Annotated in this window: 14 protein-coding genes and 1 pseudogene; all 15 read right to left on the bottom strand. The window is 62.7% G+C overall.

Translation table 11 applies throughout. From position 1 onward, the window contains the following. Positions 1-116: 116 nt before the first annotated feature. Positions 117-2,689, bottom strand: a pseudogene (gene mdoH, locus BBG20_RS02275) (glucans biosynthesis glucosyltransferase MdoH); the annotation flags it as partial. Beyond that, a complete protein-coding gene (locus tag BBG20_RS02270; protein ID WP_207200698.1) occupies positions 2,682-4,361 on the bottom strand; it encodes a glucan biosynthesis protein G in 1,680 nt (559 codons plus the stop codon). The gene BBG20_RS02270 and the pseudogene mdoH, both read right to left, overlap by 8 nt. Before the next feature lie 323 nt (positions 4,362-4,684). Further along, the gene (dtd, locus tag BBG20_RS02265) at positions 4,685-5,122 is read right to left on the bottom strand and encodes a D-aminoacyl-tRNA deacylase (RefSeq protein ID WP_065899864.1); all 438 of its coding nucleotides are present in this window, start codon (positions 5,120-5,122) and stop codon (positions 4,685-4,687) included. Continuing rightward, on the bottom strand, positions 5,119-6,090 hold the full coding sequence (gene pip, locus BBG20_RS02260) for a prolyl aminopeptidase (protein WP_065899862.1): 972 nt from the start codon (positions 6,088-6,090) through the stop codon (positions 5,119-5,121). The genes dtd and pip overlap by 4 nt, the downstream gene beginning before the upstream one ends. A 103-nt stretch (positions 6,091-6,193) precedes the next feature. Next, the gene (locus BBG20_RS02255; RefSeq protein ID WP_065899859.1) at positions 6,194-7,123 is read right to left on the bottom strand and encodes an alpha/beta hydrolase; all 930 of its coding nucleotides are present in this window, start codon (positions 7,121-7,123) and stop codon (positions 6,194-6,196) included. A gap of 155 nt (positions 7,124-7,278) precedes the next feature. Beyond that, on the bottom strand, positions 7,279-8,226 hold the full coding sequence (gene choX, locus BBG20_RS02250; protein ID WP_065899857.1) for a choline ABC transporter substrate-binding protein: 948 nt from the start codon (positions 8,224-8,226) through the stop codon (positions 7,279-7,281). A gap of 242 nt (positions 8,227-8,468) precedes the next feature. Further along, complete coding sequence (gene hutG, locus BBG20_RS02245) at positions 8,469-9,269, bottom strand: N-formylglutamate deformylase (RefSeq protein ID WP_065899855.1); 801 nt, start codon at positions 9,267-9,269, stop codon at positions 8,469-8,471. An 11-nt stretch (positions 9,270-9,280) separates the two neighbouring features. Beyond that, on the bottom strand, positions 9,281-10,486 hold the full coding sequence (gene hutI / locus BBG20_RS02240; RefSeq protein ID WP_065899853.1) for an imidazolonepropionase: 1,206 nt from the start codon (positions 10,484-10,486) through the stop codon (positions 9,281-9,283). 15 nt (positions 10,487-10,501) lie between these two features. After that, positions 10,502-11,911 (bottom strand): amino acid permease, encoded by a 1,410-nt coding sequence (locus BBG20_RS02235; RefSeq protein ID WP_065899851.1) that lies wholly within the window; start codon positions 11,909-11,911, stop codon positions 10,502-10,504. A 146-nt stretch (positions 11,912-12,057) separates the two neighbouring features. Next, positions 12,058-13,596, bottom strand: coding sequence for a histidine ammonia-lyase (hutH, locus tag BBG20_RS02230; protein ID WP_106805389.1), 1,539 nt, complete (start codon positions 13,594-13,596; stop codon positions 12,058-12,060). A 19-nt stretch (positions 13,597-13,615) separates the two neighbouring features. After that, on the bottom strand, positions 13,616-15,139 hold the full coding sequence (locus BBG20_RS02225) for an HAL/PAL/TAL family ammonia-lyase (protein ID WP_065899846.1): 1,524 nt from the start codon (positions 15,137-15,139) through the stop codon (positions 13,616-13,618). A gap of 132 nt (positions 15,140-15,271) precedes the next feature. Then, complete coding sequence (locus BBG20_RS02220) at positions 15,272-16,096, bottom strand: quaternary amine ABC transporter ATP-binding protein (protein ID WP_065899844.1); 825 nt, start codon at positions 16,094-16,096, stop codon at positions 15,272-15,274. After that, positions 16,093-16,944 carry an ABC transporter permease gene (locus tag BBG20_RS02215; RefSeq protein WP_012721776.1) on the bottom strand — a complete coding sequence of 284 codons (852 nt, stop codon included), beginning with the start codon at positions 16,942-16,944 and terminating at the stop codon, positions 16,093-16,095. Before BBG20_RS02215 ends, BBG20_RS02220 begins: the two co-directional genes overlap by 4 nt. 71 nt (positions 16,945-17,015) lie before the next feature. After that, positions 17,016-17,981: an ABC transporter substrate-binding protein gene (locus BBG20_RS02210; RefSeq protein WP_065899842.1), complete on the bottom strand. Its 966-nt coding sequence runs from the start codon at positions 17,979-17,981 to the stop codon at positions 17,016-17,018. A gap of 69 nt (positions 17,982-18,050) precedes the next feature. Then, positions 18,051-19,511: a purine-cytosine permease family protein gene (locus BBG20_RS02205; protein ID WP_065899840.1), complete on the bottom strand. Its 1,461-nt coding sequence runs from the start codon at positions 19,509-19,511 to the stop codon at positions 18,051-18,053. Positions 19,512-19,599: the final 88 nt, after the last annotated feature.

Genomic DNA, 19,599 nt, shown 5'->3' with positions numbered 1-19,599 from the left:
CGGGCGAGGGTCTTTTGTTTCGAAATAACAAGGAGTTAGAGAGATACGGAATAGGGTCGAAACGCTGTAGGACACGCGTCTCGAACACCCCCGAGGAGAACCCTCGGGGGCGTCTGAATCAGGCCGGTTGGGCCTGGGACGACAGCGGTTGCAGCGGCAGCAACGGCGCGTGCGGATCGGCCTTGATCGAGTCACGCCAGGCGGCGAGCCACTCGGGATGCCCTTCGCTCCAGACCTGCTCGTGCAGGCGGGCCAGGGCTACCGGATCACTGAGCAAGGCCAGGCGCTCGGCATTGTTGAGGCCGGCAGGGCCGACTTTCAACGCATGACGCACACGCTCGACACGCACGTATTCGATCGGCTCCGCTTCACGGTGCCGCGAGGTCGCCAGGGCGCAGGCCAGGGCGTTCTGCTGCGGGTCGACCACCGAACGCACGAAGCCGTCGTTGAGTGCGTGCCAACGGTTTTCGTGGGTGTACTTCTCGGTCGACAGCAGGGCTTGCGGCGGATTGTATTCCTCAGGGATCAGGAACAGGCTCTCGTCACGCGACTTGAGGCCCAGCTTGACCCGGCTGGAAATCACCGACACCGGGATCGACAGCATCAGCGAACCGACGATCGGGATCAGCCACCACAGGAAGCTTGGGTTCAACCACACCACCAGCAGCGCCCACAGGAAGCCGAGCACGGTTTGCGGGCCGTGGCGCTTGACCGCTTCGCTCCAGGGGGTGGAGTCGTCGTCACGCTGTGGCGAATTCCAGGTCGCGGCCCAGCCGAGGAACGCGGCAAGTACGAAACGCGTGTGGAAAATCATCCGCACCGGTGCCAGCAGCATGGAGAACAACATCTCCAGCAGCATCGACAAGGTCACCTTGAACTTGCCGCCGAACTCTTTCGCGCCCTTGGCCCAGATCAGGATGATGCTCAGCAACTTGGGCAGGAACAGCAGCACGATGGTGGTGGAGAACAGCGCCACCGCCTTGTCCGGATGCCATTGCGGCCACAGCGGGTACAACTGGCGTGGCGCCATGAAGTACTGCGGCTCCATCAGGGTGTTGACCGCCAGCAACGCGGTGGACAACACCAAGAAGAAGAACCACAACGGCGCCGACAGATAAGACATTACACCGGTCAGGAACACCGCGCGGTGCACCGGGTGCATGCCTTTGACGAGGAACAGGCGGAAGTTCATCAGGTTGCCGTGGCACCAGCGACGGTCACGCTTGAGTTCGTCGAGCAGGTTCGGCGGCAACTCTTCGTAGCTGCCCGGCAGGTCGTAGGCAATCCACACGCCCCAGCCGGCACGGCGCATCAGCGCGGCTTCGACGAAGTCGTGGGAGAGAATCGCACCGGCAAACGCACCCTTGCCCGGCAACGGCGCGAGGGCGCAGTGCTCGATAAACGGCTTCATCCGGATGATTGCGTTGTGACCCCAGTAGTGGGATTCACCCAGCTGCCAGAAGTGCAGGCCGGCAGTGAACAGCGGGCCGTAGACGCGGGTGGCGAACTGCTGCATGCGTGCATACAGGGTGTCCATGCCCGACGCACGCGGCGCGGTCTGGATAATCCCGGCATCCGGCGTGGCTTCCATCAGGCGGACCAGGCTGGTCAGGCATTCGCCGCTCATCACGCTGTCGGCGTCGAGGACCACCATGTACTTGTAGTCACCGCCCCAACGACGGCAGAAGTCGTCGAGGTTGCCGCTCTTGCGTTTGACGCGACGGCGACGGCGGCGATAGAAGATCTTGCCGAAGCCGCCGGCTTCGCGGCACACGTCGAGCCAGGCTTGCTGCTCGGCGATGCAGATGTCGGCGTCATTACTGTCGCTGAGCACGAAGAAGTCGAAGCGATCCAGGTCGCCGGTGGCGGCCACCGACTCGAACGTCGCGCGCAGCCCCGCAAACACACGCGGCACGTCTTCGTTGCAGATCGGCATCACCAACGCGGTGCGCGCATCTTTCGGGATCGGCTCGTCGCCGGCACTTTTACCGGAGATCCGGTATTTGTCGTGGCCGGTGAGCAACTCCAGGAAGCCCATCAGCGCGGTCCAGAAACCGGCCGAAACCCAGCAGAACAAAATCCCGAACATGATCAGGATGCTGGTTTGCAGGGCGTAAGGCAGCACCTGGGTGGCGGTTTGCAGCAGGGTCTGGTTGCGGATCTCGTCGAAGTCGACCAGCGACCAGCCCTGGTACGGCATGATGCCTTTCATGTACCAGCCGGCGACGATGGTCTGGCCGAGCATCAGCACCAGCAGGATGTAGCGGCGGATCGAACCGACGGTGCGCCAGCGCGCAGCCGGCAACACACGCTCGTCTTTCGGCGGCTTCGGCGGGTTGGTGCGGCCGGTCAGGCGCCGCCAACCACGTACCAGGATATTGGTGCGCCATGGCTCAGGCACGACCTTGGTACGGCGAATCGGCGGCGTGGCCTTGAGGCACACGCGACCGTTGGCGTCGAGCGCGAGCATTTCGGCGTCTTGCAGCTCTTCGGCCGTGTTCAGGGTCAGCCGGCGGCCGACCGACGCCTGGGCGGCATCGACCGGCGCATCGAACGTCGACGACGACAAGCGCTCGTGCAGCTCGGTGAAGGATGTGCAGCCCGCCAGTTCGGCGCGCTGCTCAGCGGTCATCGGGAGATGCGCCAGATACTCGGAGAGAGTCTCTGGCTGGACTTGAGAATTACTCATCGGCAGGCAACTGATAGCTCCAGGTTTCGGTCAGGACTTGCTCGGTCTTGATCGGCTCCGGCGTGGCTGGGGCAGCTTCTGGCTGCTTGGCTTCCTTGTCTTTCGCGTCTTTCTTGGCCTGTTTCTCGTGCTGCTTGGCCAGGACCTTGTCAGCCTTGAGCACTTGCGTCGAAACCTGCTCCGGCTCCGGCTGCACGATGTCTTGCACCAGTGCGGCGCGCATTTCGGTCGGCTTGCCTGCGTCCTTGATCTTCATGCGCAGGGTCAGGCGCCAGCCTTTGGTGTGCTCGTTGTAACGCACGCTGTTTTCCACGATTTCAGCGTTGTCACCCACGCTCACCTGGCTGCGCACCGGGGCGTCCGGCAGCAGTTTTTTCAGGGACGGACCTTCGAAGTCGACCAGGTAGGCAACGCTGCCATCCGGCTGACGGATCAGGTTCGATTGCTTCACATCACCGGTGGAACGCAGGGTCTGCTTGACCCAGGCGCTGTCCGGCGAGTGGAACGCGGCGTCGTCCAGCGTCCAATGCAGGCGATAGGCAACATCCAGCGGCTTGCCGACTTCCGGCAATTCGGCCGGGCTCCAGAACGCCACGATGTTGTCGTTGGTCTCGTCGGCGGTCGGGATCTCTACCAGGTCGACGGAACCCTTGCCCCAGTCGCCTTCAGGTTCGATCCAGGCGCTTGGGCGCTTGTCGTAGTTGTCGTCCAGGTCTTCGTAGTGGCTGAAGTTGCGACCACGCTGCAGCAGGCCGAACCCACGCGGGTTCTCGACGGTGAAGTTGCTGACCGACAGGTGTTTAGGGTTGTTCAGTGGGCGCCAGATCCACTCGCCGTTACCGGCATGGATCGACAGGCCGCTGGAATCGTGCAGCTCGCGACGGTAGTTGAGGACCTTGGACGGCTGGTTGGCGCCGAACAGGAACATCGAGGTCAACGGGGCAACGCCCAGCTTGCTGACCTTGTCGCGCAGGAACATCTGGGATTTGACGTCGACCACGGTGTCGGTGCCCGGACGCAGGATCAAGCGGTAGGCGCCGGTGGCACGTGGCGAGTCCAGCAGGGCGAAGATCACCAGGTGCTTGTCACCCGGCTTCGGGCGCTCGATCCAGAACTCGGTGAAACGCGGGAATTCTTCACCGGACGGCAGCGCGGTATCAATCGCCATGCCACGGGCAGACAGGCCGTAGACCTGGTCCTTGCCCACGACGCGGAAGTAGCTGGCGCCGAGCATGGTCATGATTTCGTCTTGCTTGTCGCCCTTGTTGATCGGGTACAGCACGCGGAAACCGGCATAACCCAGCTGTTCGGTGGCCTTGGGATCAAACTTGACGTCGCCGAAATCGAAGCGCGTCGGGTCGTATTTGATTTCCTGGACGCTGTCGGCAGTGACTTCGTTGATTTTCACCGGTGTATCGAAATGCATACCCTGGTGATAGAAGGACAGCTTGAACGGGGTGTTCTGATCGGCCCACTCGGCTTTTTCGTTGCGGAAACGAATCTTTTGGTAGTCAGCGAATTTCATTTCGCGGAATTCGTTCGGCAGATTGCTGCGCGGAGCTTCGTATTTCTGCCCGGCCAGCTCTTTTGCCTTGGCCGACACATCATCCAGACTGAATGCCCACAGTTGACCCGCGCCGAACAGGCAAAACAGGGCAGAGCCCGTCACCAGTGCGTTTCGTAACCGTTTGGCAGACAATTTTGGTGCATTACAGGGACTAACAATCACGAGCAACCCTCGCCGAAAACAGATCAAAAAACCAACGGCCAGCTATCTATATGCCAGGTTGGCGAGCATTGTTCCGACTCCCCTGGGTCAAAATGATTCCCCAATGGCGATCGGACAAGTCTCTACCTAAGTCAAAAATGGACCAAACAACGCTGATCCCCGTAGCGCGCGATTATCTAGTAGCCCGCGAGACAACGCATCAGGGACAACGAAGTATTTGTAGCGAAACCCTGCGTTTTTAGGCATTAAAGTCGTTTTTAATACATTCATGTCTGTAAGAGGAAGGTCACAGGGCCATCATTGACCAAATGCACCTGCATATCGGCACCAAAACGCCCCGACGCCACCTTGCCATGCAATTGTTGCGCTTGTAACAGCAAGTGATCAAATAGCGCCGCTCCCAGGGCGGGCGGTGCCGCCGTGGAGAAGCTTGGCCGCAGCCCGCTTTTGGTGTCCGCCGCCAGCGTGAACTGCGACACCAGCAGCAAACCACCGCCGATGTCCTTCAACGACAGGTTCATCTTGCCCTCGTCGTCGCTGAACACACGGTAGTTAAGCAGCTTGTGCAGCAGCTTATCGGCACTTTCGGGCGTATCCGACGGCTCGACGGCCACCAGCACCAGCAAACCCTGGTCAATCGCCCCGACGATTTCGCCGTCTACTTCGACGCGGGCGCCACACACCCGTTGCAACAGGCCCTTCATGCTTCTTCTGGCGGCAGATCAAGCAGGCGGCGTGCCATTTCGGCGGTCGCACGCACCAGCGCATCGGTAATACCCGGCTCGGACGCGGCATGGCCCGCCTCGCGGATCACCTGCAGCTCGCTGTTGGGCCAGGCCTGGTGCAGCTCCCAGGCGTTATCCAGCGGGCAGATCATATCGTAGCGCCCATGAATGATTACGCCAGGCAGATGGGCGATCTTGTGCATGTCGCGAATCAGCTGGTTGGGTTCCAGGAAGGAGTTATTGGTGAAGTAGTGGCACTCGATGCGCGCGATCGACAGCGCACGTTGCGGCTCGGAAAAACGCTCCACATGCTGCGGGCTCGGGCACAGGCCGAGCATGCGCCCTTCCCAGCCGGACCAGGCCTTGGCCGCGTGCATCTGGGCGATCTGGTCGTTGCCGGTCAGGCGCTTGTGGTAGGCCGTGATCATGTCATGACGCTCATCGGCCGGGATCGGCGCGATGTAGTCCTGCCAGTAGTCCGGGAACAGGCGGCTCGCGCCCTCCTGGTAGAACCAGTGGATATCCTGCGGGCGGGCCAGGAAGATGCCGCGCACGATCAGGCCATGCACACGCTCGGGGTGGGTTTGCGCGTAGGCCAGCGCCAGGGTCGACCCCCAGGAACCGCCGAACAGCACCCATTTGTCGATGCCCAGGTGTTCGCGGATGCGCTCGAGGTCGGCGACCAGGTCCCAGGTGGTGTTGTTTTCCAGGCTGGCGCGTGGCGTGGAGCGCCCGCAGCCGCGCTGGTCGAAGGTGACGATGCGGTACAGGTTCGGGTCAAAATAGCAGCGGCTCTGGGCGTCGCAACCGGCGCCGGGACCGCCATGAATGAAGACAACGGGCAAGCCCTCGGGGGAGCCACTTTCATCGACGTACAGCGTGTGGGTGTCATCGACGGCCAGATCGTGCCGGGCGTAGGGTTTGATCTGCGGGTACCAAGTCTGCATTGCGCGCTCCGTAGGGGGTCGGGTTCATCCCTGGGGGGACGTCTTTTATTTTGCCGTCTGGCACTATAAACCCGAATTGTGCAATGAGCATGTCCTTGAGCACTTAGACCTGTGTCAGCCCTTCGCTCCTGAGGTAGTCCAACAGATAGCCGTACAGCCGGTCGACTTCCGGCACCTGGCCACGCGCGCGCAAACAGCCATGGACCAGGCCTTTGCCGGGGTACAGCACGGCGGCCACGCCTGACTGTTGCAGGCGTTCGGCGTAAAGCATGCCGTCGTCACGCAGCGGGTCGAACTGGGCCACGGCGACCAGTGCCTTGGGCAAGCCGCTGAAATCCCTGGCCAGCAGCGGCATCGCATAGGCCGACGGCTTGCCCGCGCCGCGCAGGTAAAGTGCCAGGTAGCAATCGGTGTCGGCGGTGCTGAGCAGCGGCGCGTCCATGCAATCGCGGCGCGAGGGCAAATCGGCCGGGCCACCCAGGCCGGGGTAGATCAACACCTGGGCCCGGGGCAACGGCTGCCCGTCGTCGCGCAAACCCAGGCACAGCGCCGCCGCCAGGTTGCCGCCGGCACTGTCGCCGATCACCGCCAGGCGTTGGGGGTCGATGGCATACGGTGCCGCCCCCGCCTGGAGCGCCTGCCACACCGCGCGGCAATCCTCATAGGCCGCCGGAAACGGGTGTTCCGGCGCCAGGCGGTAGTCGATGGCGATCACCAGCACCTGCAACGCGCTGGCCAGTTCGAAACAGATGAAGTCATGGGAATCCAGCCCGCCGACCACCCAGCCGCCGCCGTGCATATATAGAAGACAGGGCCAGCCCTGCGCCGGCGTGGGCGTCGTCGGCACGTAGCTGCGTACACCGACGCCGCCGAGAGAGACGTCCTTGACCGTCAATCCCTCAGGCACGGGTGGGGTGAACGCCTGGCACATGCGGTCGTAGTTTTGGCGCAGCCCAGCCAGGGAGGAATCGTCGCTGGTGAAGGACTCAGTCCTGGCGACGAAGGCTGCCATCTGCGGAGAAATCGGGTACATGCGCAAATATCCCTGACAATGGAGATCCACCTGTGCGAGCGGGCTTGCTCGCGAAGGCGGTGTATCAGTCGCCTGATGAGTTGGCTGGCCTATCGCATTCGCGAGCAAGCCCGCTCCCACATTTGCTGTGTATTGTTTGATCTACCGAGCCCGGCTCAGGGTTTCAGCGTGGCTTGTACGGACGCCACGCCATCGCTGCCATCAAATGCAGTCACCCCGGCCAGCCAGCGCTGCAAGTCCTCGGGATGGTCGCGCAACCACTGCTTGGCCACGTCCTGCGGCGACTGGCGCGCCATGATCGGTACCATCAACTGGCTTTCCTGGGCGGCGGTGAAGGTCAGGTTTTCCAGCAGGTGGTTGGCGTTGGGGCAGTGCTCGGCGAAATCCGGGGCGGTGACGGTGGACACCGTGGCACGGCCCTCATTGGCGCCGAACACGTCTTCGCTGCCGGTGAGGTAGGCCATTTTCATGTTGATGTTCATCGGGTGCGGCGTCCAGCCGACAAACACCACGAACTCCTTGCGATTCACCGCTCGCTGCACGGCGGCGAGCATGCCAGCTTCACCGGAGGCCACCAGCTTGAAGTCGCCCAGGCCGAAGTGGTTGGTGTCGATCATTTTTTGGATATCAGTATTGGCGCCGCTGCCGGGCTCGATGCCATAGATCTTGCCGCCGAGCTGGTCCTTGAAACGGGCAATATCGGCGAAGGTTTTCAAGCCGGCGTCGGCCACGTATTGCGGCACGGCCAAGGTAGCTTGGGCGTCGGCCAGGCTGGGCGTGTCGAAGACCTTGACCTGCTTGGCGGCCAGGAACGGCGCGATGTTGTTGTCCATCGCCGGCTTCCAGTAGCCGAGGAAGATATCCAGGCGTTTGTCGCGGATGCCGGCAAAGATGATCTGCTGCACGGCGCTGGTCTGTTTGCTGTCGTAGCCCAGGCCATTGAGCAGCACATCGGCCATGCCCGAGGTGGCGACCACGTCGGTCCAGCTGACCACGCCCATGCGCACGGTTTTGCACGAGGCGGGTTCAGCCGCCATGGCGTGCGCACTGAGCAGCGCGGCGCCGGTAAGCGTCAACAGGTAACGGGTGAACAGTCTTTTCATGAAAGTGGTCTCACTCGGCAGCTTTATTGTGGGGAGTGGCGTCTGGTGCGCCGTACCCACAACCTTACCCAGCGAGAACACTGTCAACACGAACTGGGGCGACCGGCAGTTGCACTGGGGCGACTGTGAGGACCCCTTCGCGAGCAAGCCCGCGCCCACATTCAGACCGCACGCTCATGTTGGAACTCGGTCAAGTGTGGGAGCGGGCTTGCTCGCGAAAGCTGTTACAGCAGTAGCGAAAACTACCGGTAGTGCTGCTGCCCCCAGGCCAACAACCCTTCCAGCAACTGCTTCAACACCACCCGCGTCGGCTCGGCCAGGTCAGGCCGATAACGGAACGGCTCAAACTCTTCCATATAGGCGCTCTGGCACAACTCCAGCTGCACGGCGTGGATATCCTGCGCCGGGTCGCCGTAGTGACGAGTGATATGCCCGCCTTTGAAGCGCCCGTTGAGCACGTGGGTGTACTGCGGATGCGCGGCGCAGATGGCTTCCAACCGGCTCGCCAGCTCAGGGTCGCAGGCCGCGCCGTTGAAGGTGCCGAGGTTGAAGTCCGGCAGCTTGCCGTCGAACAGGTGCGGGATCACCGAACGGATCGAGTGCGCATCGAACAGCAATGCGTAGCCGAACTCGGCCTTGAGCCGCGCCAGTTCTTCTTGCAGGGCGCGGTGATACGGGCCCCAGATCTTCTGCAGGTAGCTGGCACGCTCGGCCTCGCTTGGCTCCAGGCCTTCGCGGAACAACGGCACGCCATCGAACAGGGTCGCCGGGTACAGACCGGTAGTGGCGCCGGCGTACAAGGGTTTGTCGTCTGAAGGCCGGTTCAAGTCGATGACAAATCGCGAGTACTCGGCCGACAAGGTGCTGGCGCCCAGTTCCTCGGCAAAGTCATACAGCGTAGGGATATGCCAGTCGGTGTCCGGCAGGCTTTGCGCCTCGGGGATCAGGCCCGCTTCCACCGCAGGCGTCAGGCGCAGGCCGGCGTGGGGCATGCTGATCAGCAGCGGCACACGGCCTTGTTTGAAATTGAGAACCTTATCCACAGCAGCACTCCTCATACGGTGACGTCGACGCCATGGCGCACGACGCGTTTATCCAACTCGCCGCCCAGCCAGTAGGCCAGGTCAGCGGGACGATCGATCTGCCAGGCGACGAAATCGGCGACTTTGCCCACCTCCAGCGAGCCATGGGTGTCGCCCATCCCGAGGGCGGTGGCCGCATGCTGGGTGGCGCCGGCCAGGGCTTCTTCCGGGGTCATGCGGAACAGCGTGCAGGCCATGTTCAGCATCAGGCGCACCGACAACGCCGGCGAGGTGCCAGGGTTGAGGTCGCTGGCGATGGCGATTTTCACACCGTGCTTGCGCAGCGCCTCCATCGGCGGCAACTGGGTTTCACGCAGGAAGTAGAACGCCCCTGGCAGCAACACGGCGACGGTGCCGGCGGCGGCCATGGCGATGGCGTCTGCTTCGGTCATGAATTCCAGGTGATCGGCCGACAACGCGTGGTAACGCGCCGCCAGGCTGGAGCCATGCAAGGAGGACAGTTGCTCGGCGTGCAGCTTCACCGGCAGGCCGAGTTGCTGGGCGACCTTGAACACGCGCTCTACCTGCGCCGGGGAAAACGCCAGGTATTCGCAGAACGCGTCGACCGCATCCACCAGCCCTTGCGCCGCCAGCGCCGGCAGCATCTCGCTGCAGATATGTTCGATGTAGTCGTCGGCGCGGTCCTTGTACTCCGGCGGCAACGCATGAGCCGCCAGGCACGTGGCCCGCACGCTGACCGGCAGCGCTTCACCGAGGCGCCGCGCCACGCGCAGCATCTTGCGTTCGTTGACCAGGTCCAGCCCGTAGCCGGACTTGATCTCTACCGTGGTGACGCCATCGCGCAGCAGACTGCGCAGGCGCTTTTCGGCGCTGGCAAACAGCTCGTCCTCGCTGGCAGCACGCGTGGCACGCACGGTGCTGGCAATCCCGCCGCCCTGGGCCGCGATCTCGGCGTAGCTCACGCCTTGGAGGCGCTGCTCGAACTCGCCGCTGCGATTGCCACCGAACACGGTATGGGTGTGGCAGTCGATCAGCCCGGGGGTGACCCACGCGCCTTGCAGGTCATGCACTTGCGCGTAATCCGCGCTCGGCACCTGGCTGCGGGGGCCGATCCACTCAATGAGCGAATCGGCGGTCACCATGGCGGCATCCTCGATGATCGAGTATTTGCCGCTGGCCATGGTTGCGACGTGGCAGTGTTGCCAAAGCGTTTTCATCAACGCCTCCCTAAGTTATCGATGAGACAAAGCCGGGTCGTAATGGACCTTGGCCGCCTGCCCGGCAGCGGGCTTGACCCACAGCAGGTAGGCAACGACCAGCAACACGATCCACACCGCCCCGACCAGCAAGGCTGCCTGGGTGTCCGGGAAATAACCCAGCACGCCAAACACGAACAGCATGAACACGATGGCCGCGGCCGGCGCGTAGGGCCAGAACGGTACCGGGAATTTCAAGTCGGCCACCTGCTCCTGGGTCATGGAGCGGCGCATGGCGACTTGGGTAAACAGGATCATCAGCCACACCCACACGGTGGCAAAGGTGGCAATCGAGGCGATCAGCAGGAACACGTTTTCGGGAATCAGGTAGTTGAGCACCACGCCGCCGAGCAGCGCCGCCCCCATCACCACCACGGTCATCCATGGCACACCGTGCCTGGACAATTGCGCAAAGCCCTTGGGCGCCTGCCCTTGCTGGGCCAGGCCGTACATCATGCGCCCGGCGCCGAAGATGTCGCTGTTGATCGCCGACACCGCCGCCGAGATCACCACGATATTGAGAATAGTCGCCGCCGAACCGATGCCCAGGTTGCTGAAAATCTGCACGAACGGGCTGCCCTGGCTGCCGATCTGCGGCCACGGGTAGATCGCCATCAGCACGAACAAGGTCAGCACGTAGAACAACAGGATGCGCAGCGGCACGGCATTGATCGCCTTGGGGATCACGCGCTGCGGGTCCTTGGCTTCACCGGCAGTGATACCGATGATTTCGATGCCGCCAAACGCGAACATCACCACCGCGAACGAGGCGATCAGGCCGCCGATGCCGTTGGGCATGAAACCGCCGTGGGCCCACAGGTTGCTGATCCCGCTGGCGTGCGTTTCGCCCGCCGAATGGATGCCGAACAGCATGATGCCGAAGCCGCCGAGGATCATCGCCACGATGGCGCCGACCTTGAGCAACGACAGCCAGAACTCCATCTCGCCAAACACTTTGACGTTGCACAGGTTCAGGCCGCCGATCAGAAACACGATGCCGAGCACCCAGACCCAGCGCGCAACCTCGGGAAACCAGAAGCCCATGTAGATGCCGAAGGCGGTGACGTCGGCGAGGCAGACGATGATCATTTCAAAGGCGTAGGTCCAGCCGAGGATAAAACCGGCCATGGGGCCCAGGTAGGTGCTGGCGTACTGGCCGAAGGAGCCGGCCACGGGGTTGTGCACAGCCATTTCACCGAGGGCGCGCATGACCATGAACACCGCGGCGCCGCCGATCAGGTAGGCCAGCAGCACGGCGGGGCCCGCCATCTGGATGGCAGAGGCGGAGCCGTAGAACAGCCCGGTGCCGATCGCCGACCCCAGTGCCATGAAGCGAATATGTCGGGCTGATAGCCCGCGTTTCAAACCTTTTTCTTGCTGGTGCATTTCTCGTCCCTAATTATTCTTATGAAGAGAAGATCGTTCCCACGCCCTGCGTGGGAACGCATCCTATGACGCTCCGCGTCACGGCTCTAAAAGCAGACGCAGAGCGTCCAGGGCGGCATTCCCACGCAGCGCGTGGGAACGAGCAGTTACAGACTTGGCAACAGCTTGGCTGGCACCAGTTCATTCAAGCAGCGGCTGGCGAGCAGGTCGGTGGCGGCGATGATGTCCGGGGCGAAGAAGCGGTCCTTGTCATAGAACGCCACTTTGTCGCGCAGGATGCCACGCGCTTTTTCCAGCTTCGGCGAGGTTTTCAAGCCTTCACGCAGGTCCAGGCCTTGGGCGGCTGCCAGCCATTCCACGGCGAGGATGCCACGGGTGTTTTCGGCCATTTCCCACAGGCGCTTGCCGGCTGCGGGGGCCATCGACACATGGTCTTCCTGGTTGGCGGACGTCGGCAGGCTATCCACGCTGTGCGGATGCGCCAGCGCCTTGTTCTCGCTGGCGAGTGCGGCGGCAGTCACCTGGGCGATCATGAAGCCGGAGTTGACCCCGCCGTTGCCCACCAGGAACGGCGGCAGTTGCGACATGTGCTTGTCCATCATCAGCGAGATACGGCGCTCGCTCAGCGAGCCGATTTCAGCGATGGCCAGCGCCATGTTGTCAGCGGCCATGGCCACCGGCTCGGCGTGGAAGTTACCACCGGAAATCACATCGCCTTCAGCGGCAAATACCAAGGGGTTGTCCGACACGGCGTTGGCTTCGATCACCAGCACTTCGGCGGCCTGGCGGAACTGGGTCAGGCACGCGCCCATGACTTGTGGCTGGCAACGCAGGGAGTACGGGTCTTGCACCTTGTCGCAGTTCTGGTGCGACTGGGAGACCTGGCTGCTTTCACCCAGCAGGTCGCGATAAGCCGCCGCCGAGTCGATCTGCCCACGCTGGCCACGGGCGGCGTGAATGCGCGCGTCGAACGGCGAGCGCGAACCCAGCACGGCTTCCACGGTGAGCGCACCGCACGCCAGCGCGCCGGCGAACAGGTCTTCGCCCTCGAACAGGCCACGCAGGGCATACGCGGTGGACACCTGGGTGCCGTTGAGCAGCGCCAGGCCTTCCTTGGCGGCCAGGGTCAACGGGGTCAGGCCGGCGACTTTCAGCGCGGCGGTTGCCTCCAGCCATTCACCCTTGTAGCGCGCCTTGCCTTCGCCGAGCAGCACCAGCGACATATGCGCCAATGGCGCCAGATCGCCGGAAGCACCGACCGAACCCTTGAGTGGGATATGCGGGTACACCTCGGCGTTGATCAGCGCGATCAGCGCGTCGATCACTTGCCGACGAATCCCGGAGAACCCACGGCTCAGGCTGTTGACCTTGAGCACCATGACCAGCCGCACCAGCGCATCGCTGATCGGCTCACCAACGCCGGCGGCGTGGGACAGCACCAGCGAACGCTGGAGGTTTTCCAGGTCTTCGCTGGCGATGCGGGTCGAAGCCAGCAGGCCGAAACCGGTGTTGATGCCATAGGCGGTGCGGTTCTCGGCGAGAATCTGCTCCACGCAGGCGACACTGGCTTCGATCTGGGCCGAGGCGCTGTCATCCAGACTGAGGGTTACCGGCTGCTGGTAGATGGCCCGCAGTTGGGCGAGGCTCAGTTGGCCTGGAATCAGGTTTAGCGCAGTCACATTCATGCTCCTTTTGAATTATTTTTCAGTGCAAATGGGGAATTGTCTGGTGCAGCAGGGCCGTGTCCTGAAGCAATGCAGCGGCGGCCGCAATGTCCGGTGCCAGCCAGCGGTCCTGCTCATAGGCCGGCACCACTTCACGCAGCAGGCGCCAGGCACTGTCGGTGCCCGCGCCGAAGCGCTGGTCCTTGAGGAATTCGAAAGCCTGGGCCGCCAGCAGGTACTCGATGGCGAGGATCTGCGTGACGTTGGCCAGCACCTGGTGCAGCTTCAGCGCGGCGTTGGTGCCCATGCTCAAGTGGTCTTCCTGCAGGCCCGAGGTGACGAAGTTGTCGAGCACCGCCGGTTGCGCCAGCTGGCGGTTCTGCCCGCACAGAGAGGCGGCGACGTACTGCACGATCATCATCCCGGAGTTGACCCCGGGGTTGCTGACCAGGAACGCCGGCAGGCCGCTGACGTGCGGGTTGATCAGGCGGTCCAGGCGGCGCTCGGCCACCGAGCCGATTTCGGCCATGGCGATCGCCAGCATGTCGGCGGCCAGTGCCACGGACTGCCCGTGCGGGTTGGCCTGGGACACCACGCGGTAATTGTCCGGGGTACCGAGCACCAGCGGGTTGTCGGTGGCGCTGTTGAGTTCGGTTTCGATCTGGCGGGTCGCGTGCTCCACCTGGTCGCGCGCCGCGCCGTGGATCTGCGGGATCGAGCGGATGCTCAGCGCGTCCTGGGTGCGGATGCCTTTGCTGCTGGCGATCACTTCACTGCCGTCGAGCAGCGCACGCAGGTTGATGCCGACATGTTGCATGCCCGGGTGCCGCTTGAGCGCGATGATTTCTGCATCGAAGGCATCGATCTGGCCGCGCTGGGCTTCAAAACTCATGGCACCGATCACGTCGGCCCACTGCAGCAAGTGATGCGCATCGGCCAGCGCTAGGCAGCTCAGGCCGGTCATGCACGGTGTGCCGTTGACCAGGCACAGGCCGTCCTTGGCGCCTAGCACCACCGGCTGCAAACCTTCTTCGCTGAGGGCCTGTTGCGCCGCGACGATCCGGCCCCGGTAGCTCACAGTGCCGACACCGAGCAAGGCCACGCCGACATGGGCCATATGGGTCAGGTAACCCACCGACCCCTGGGACGGCACTTGCGGCGTGATGCCGTGGTTGAGCAGCGCCAGCAGCGAATGCACCACCTGCGGATGCAGGCCGGATTTGCCCTGGCTGTAGTTGATGACGGCCGCGCAAATGATCGCGCGGGTCTGCTCGTCGCTCAGCACCGGGCCGACGCCACAGGCGTGGCTCAGCAGGGTATTGCGCGACAGCTGGCTGAGTTGCTCGCCCTTGAGCGACACGTTGCACAGCGCGCCCAAGCCGGTGTTCACGCCATAGGCGCGCTCGCCGCTGGTGACGATGCGCTGCACGATGGCCTGGGCATTGTCGATCCGCGCCCAGGCCTGGCCCGAGAGTTCGAGGACCGCGCCATGGCGAGCGACGGCGACGACGTCCTGCCAGCGCAAGGGGGCGTCGGCGATGATGATTTTTGCAGCCTGGGACATCGTTGACCTCTTCATGTTTATCGTTCCCACGCTCTGCGTGGGAATGCCACCTGGGACGCTCTGCGTCCCGCTGTTAGAGGTGACGCAGAGCGTCACGGGATGCATTCCCACGCAGAGCGTGGGAATGATCAGCTACACCACCGCCGCCCGCCGCTGGACAAACCGGTCCACGTACTCATCCGCCGGCGAATGCAGGATCTCGCGCGGGGTGCCGACCTGGATCAGCTTGCCGTCCTTGAGGATCGCAATGCGGTTGCCGATGCGCACGGCCTCATCGAGATCGTGGGTGATGAACACGATGGTCTTGTGCAGGGTCTTTTGCAGCTCGAGCAACTGGTCCTGCATTTCGGCGCGGATCAGCGGGTCGAGGGCGCTGAAGGCTTCGTCCATCAGGATGATGTCGGTGTCGGCCGCGAGCGCACGGGCGAGGCCGACGCGCTGGCGCATGCCGCCGGAGAGCTGGTGCGGGTATTTGTTTTCGTAGCCCTTGAGGCCCACGGTTTCGATCCAGTGCAGCGCACGTTCGGCGCAGACCTGCTTGGTTTCGCCACGCACCTTGAGGCCGTAGGCGACGTTGTCCAGCACACTCTTGTGGGGCAGCAGGCCGAAGCTCTGGAACACCATGCTGATCTTGTGCCGACGGAATTGACGCAGCGCTTCCATGTCCAGTTGCAGGATGTCTTCGCCGTCGACCAGGATCGCGCCGCTGGTGGGGTCGATCAGGCGATTGAAGTGGCGCACCAACGTGGACTTGCCGGAACCCGACAGGCCCATGATCACGAAGATCTCACCGGTGCCGATGCTCAGGGACAAGTCGTTCACCCCGACCACGCAACCGGTTTCGGCCAGGACCTGGTCTTTGCTCTTGCCTTGGCCGATCAGCGACAGCGCATCCTTGGAACGGGCGCCGAAGATCTTGAAGACGTTTTTGACTTCGATTTTGCTGACAGTAGTCATTTGCTCGCCTCATGCCGTGGACGACCATAGGCCTGGGTAATGCGGTCGATGACCACTGCGAGAATCACGATCGCCAGCCCGGCTTCGAGGCCCCGGCCGACGTTGAGGGTCTGGATGCCGACGAGGACGTCCTCACCCAGCCCACGGGCGCCGATCATCGAGGCAATCACCACCATCGACAACGCCATCATGGTGGTCTGGTTGATCCCGGCCATGATGCTCGGCAGGGCCAGCGGCAGTTGCACGCCGAACAGTTGTTGCCAACGGTTGGCACCGAAGGCGTTGATCGCTTCCATGACTTCGCCGTCGACCTGGCGAATGCCCAGGTCGGTGAGGCGGATCAACGGCGGTGCGGCGTAGATCACCGTGGCGAAGATCGCCGGGACCTTGCCCAGGCCGAACAACATCAGCACCGGGATCAGGTACACGAAGCTGGGCATGGTTTGCATGATGTCGAGCAACGGCATCAGTACCGAGCGCAAGCGATTGCTGCGCGCCGACAGAATGCCCAGCGGGATGCCGATCAGCACCGAGATCACCGTGGCGACCATCATCAGCGCCAGCGTCTGCATCAGCTTGTCCCACAGGCCGACCGCACCCACCAGGAACAGCAGGCCGACGATCACCGCCGTGGTCACCACCTTGCGGGTGGCGTGCCAGGCAACTGCGCCGACGATGGCCAGCATCAGCCACCAGGGCGCCGCACGCAGCAACCCTTCCAGGTTGACGATGGCCCATAGCAGGGTGTCGGAGATGTGCCGGAACACATCACCGTAGTTGGTGACCAGTGAATCCACCCAACCGTTGACCCAGTCGGCAATGGAAAACGTAAAACTCTCAGGAAACATATCGTGCTCTCGATCCAGTGGGTTGTGGCCAGGCACCCGGCCACCCCTGAGGGTAGCCGGGCACACTTGACCTACAAGGCCGCGTCGATTTTCTTGGCTGCGTCGTCGCTCACCCAGGCGTGCCAGACTTCAGGATGTTCCTTGAGGAAAATTTTCGCCAGTTTTGGCGACTCAATTCGCTCCTTGGCCATGCGACCCAGGTTCTGGTTCAGCAGGTCGATCGGCAGGTTGACCTTTTCCAGCACGGCCACCAGTTCCGGCGCCTGCTCGTGGAAGGTCTTGGACAAGCCGACCTTGATGCTCACGCTTTTATCGACGCCGGGTTTTTCTTCAAGCTTGACCAGGTCGACCTGGCCCATCAGCGGCGTTGGCGACCAGTAGTAGAACAGGATCGGCTCGCCACGCTTGTAGCTCGACAGCACGGCCGCATCCAGCGCCGGGCCGGTGCCTGGACGGAAGTTGGTGTAGGTGCTTTCCAGGCCGTAGCTCTTGAGCATTTCGCTGTTGTCCAGCTCGCAGGTCCAGCCGGCCGGGCAGTTGTAGAAACGGCCCTTGGACGGCTCTTCCTGGTCCTTGAACACCGAGGCGTACTTGGCCAGGTCAGCGATGTTTTTCAGGTCCGGCGCCTTGGGTTCGAGCTTGCGCTTGGCGTCGCCTTCGATCACGTAGCGCGGCACGTACCAGCCCTCGACAGCGCCCACCACAGGGGCGCCGACGCCGACGACTTTGCCGGCCTTCTCGGCCTTGTTCCACACTTCACTGCGGCCTACCCATTCTTCGGCGAAGACCTGGATGTCGTTGCTGCTCAGGGCGTTTTCCATGGTGATGGAGTTGCCCGGCAGGCTGTCGGTTTTGCAGTCGTAGCCTTTTTCCAGCACGGTCTGCAGGATGTCGGTGAGCAACATGCCGCTTTCCCAGTTCAGGCCGGCGAATTTCACCGGTTTGCCGGACTCGCACCAACCGGCCGCCTGGGCGCCGGCAGTGGCCAGCAAGCCTGCAGAGAACAGAGTGGCCAACAGGGTTTTATGCATTTTCATTGTTGTGACGCTCCCAATCTTGAAATGGATTACGGCAGTCAGTAGGCATCCTGCCCTGTCCACGTCCCATCAGGCTTGTGCGGCCAGCCCGTTTGTCGTCGTCGGTGCAGCGCCCTGCTCTATCGGCAGGATCAGGTGTTCAGGAATCGCGCTGTGCCACTTTTTCGCAGCCCAGTAATACAGCGCAGCAGGCACCACCAGGCCGATGATCCAGGAGATATCGGTGTCGCCAAGGCTCGCGACCAGTGGGCCGGTATAGAAATGCGTGGAGATGAACGGCATCTGGATCAGCACGCCGAACACGTAGATGCCGATGCCCATCAGGTTCCAGCGGCCATAACGACCATTGGGGTTGGACAGCGCCGGAATGTCGTAGCGTTCCTTGGTGATGCAGTAGAAATCCACCAGGTTGATCGCGCTCCACGGCGTGAAGAATGCGAGCAGGAACAGGATGAACGCGGAGAAGTCCTTGAGGAACGAGTCCTTGCCCAGCAACGCCAGCGCGGCGGCAATCGATACCATCAGGAAGATGTACAGCAGGCGCACCGCACTCGAGATGTGCCGGCTGCCACGAAAGCCGCTGATGATCGTCGCGATGGACATGAAGCTGCCGTAGGCATTGAGGGTGGTCACCGTGACCTTGCCGAAGGCGATGCTGAAATACAGCAGCGCCGCGACAATCCCGGTGCCGCCCAGGCCGACGATAAATGACACCTCATGATGGGCGAATTGCGAGCCGGCCAGGGCCGCCGCGAACACACCGAACACCATCGACGCCTGCGCCCCGATCACCGAACCCAGGCCCACGGCCCAGAAGGTTTTCGACGCTGACGTGCTACGCGGCAAGTAGCGCGAGTAGTCCGCCACATACGGGCCAAAAGCGATCTGCCAGGAGGCCGACAGCGAAATCGCCAGGAGGAAACTGCTGAGGGAAAAATGTTTGTTGCCCAGCAGGGCACCCACGTCGTTGCCCGCCAGCAGCTTGTAGAACAGGTAGATGAAGGCCACCACCCCCAACACACTGGCCACGCGACCGATGCCGTGGATGACGCGGTAGCCGAAGACGGTGAACACCATGATCAACCCGGCAAACAGCACAATGCCGACCCAGTCTTCGACGTGCAGCAACTGCGCTACCGCCTGCCCCGCCAGCAATGAACCGCTGGCCGAAAAGCCGATATACATCAGGCACACCAGCACCAACGGGATCACGGCGCCATATACGCCGAACTGCACGCGGCTGGAGATCATTTGCGGCAAGCCCAGTTGCGGGCCTTGCGCAGCATGCAACGCCATGACGCCGCCGCCCAGCAGTTGCCCGATCAACAAACCGATCAACGACCAGAACACATCACCGCCGAGCACCACGGCCAGGGCCCCGGTGACGATGGCAGTAATCTGCAGGTTGGCACCCAGCCACAGGGTGAACTGACTCAATAGACGACCGTGTCTTTCCGCTTCCGGGATGTAGTCGATCGAACGCCTTTCGATCAACGGGGTGGTGCTTGCACGTACGTCATTTGCAGCCATGTGTGTTCAACCTCTGATGGATTGTTCATAAAGCCTGGGTAAAACCGCTTTTCTGTGGGAGCTGGCTTGCCTGCGATGGCATCTCCTC

The sequence above is a fragment of the Pseudomonas aylmerensis genome, assembly GCF_001702265.1.
GTDB lineage: Bacteria > Pseudomonadota > Gammaproteobacteria > Pseudomonadales > Pseudomonadaceae > Aquipseudomonas > Aquipseudomonas aylmerensis.
The sequence above is the reverse complement of the archived record's forward strand: the minus strand, read 5'-3'. Positions and strand labels throughout refer to the sequence as shown.

Excerpts from the sequence above, each read along its gene's own strand:
- BBG20_RS02255 (WP_065899859.1), bottom strand. The coding sequence starts at position 7,123 with ATGTACCCGATTTCTCCGCAGATGGCAGCCTTCGTCGCCAGGACTGAG.
- pip (WP_065899862.1), bottom strand. The coding sequence starts at position 6,090 with ATGCAGACTTGGTACCCGCAGATCAAACCCTACGCCCGGCACGATCTG.
- hutH (WP_106805389.1), bottom strand. The coding sequence starts at position 13,596 with ATGAATGTGACTGCGCTAAACCTGATTCCAGGCCAACTGAGCCTCGCC.
- hutI (WP_065899853.1), bottom strand. The coding sequence starts at position 10,486 with ATGAAAACGCTTTGGCAACACTGCCACGTCGCAACCATGGCCAGCGGC.
- BBG20_RS02215 (WP_012721776.1), bottom strand. The coding sequence starts at position 16,944 with ATGTTTCCTGAGAGTTTTACGTTTTCCATTGCCGACTGGGTCAACGGT.
- BBG20_RS02210 (WP_065899842.1), bottom strand. The coding sequence starts at position 17,981 with ATGAAAATGCATAAAACCCTGTTGGCCACTCTGTTCTCTGCAGGCTTG.
- BBG20_RS02235 (WP_065899851.1), bottom strand. The coding sequence starts at position 11,911 with ATGCACCAGCAAGAAAAAGGTTTGAAACGCGGGCTATCAGCCCGACAT.
- choX (WP_065899857.1), bottom strand. The coding sequence starts at position 8,226 with ATGAAAAGACTGTTCACCCGTTACCTGTTGACGCTTACCGGCGCCGCG.
- BBG20_RS02220 (WP_065899844.1), bottom strand. The coding sequence starts at position 16,096 with ATGACTACTGTCAGCAAAATCGAAGTCAAAAACGTCTTCAAGATCTTC.
- dtd (WP_065899864.1), bottom strand. The coding sequence starts at position 5,122 with ATGAAGGGCCTGTTGCAACGGGTGTGTGGCGCCCGCGTCGAAGTAGAC.
- BBG20_RS02205 (WP_065899840.1), bottom strand. The coding sequence starts at position 19,511 with ATGGCTGCAAATGACGTACGTGCAAGCACCACCCCGTTGATCGAAAGG.
- BBG20_RS02225 (WP_065899846.1), bottom strand. The coding sequence starts at position 15,139 with ATGTCCCAGGCTGCAAAAATCATCATCGCCGACGCCCCCTTGCGCTGG.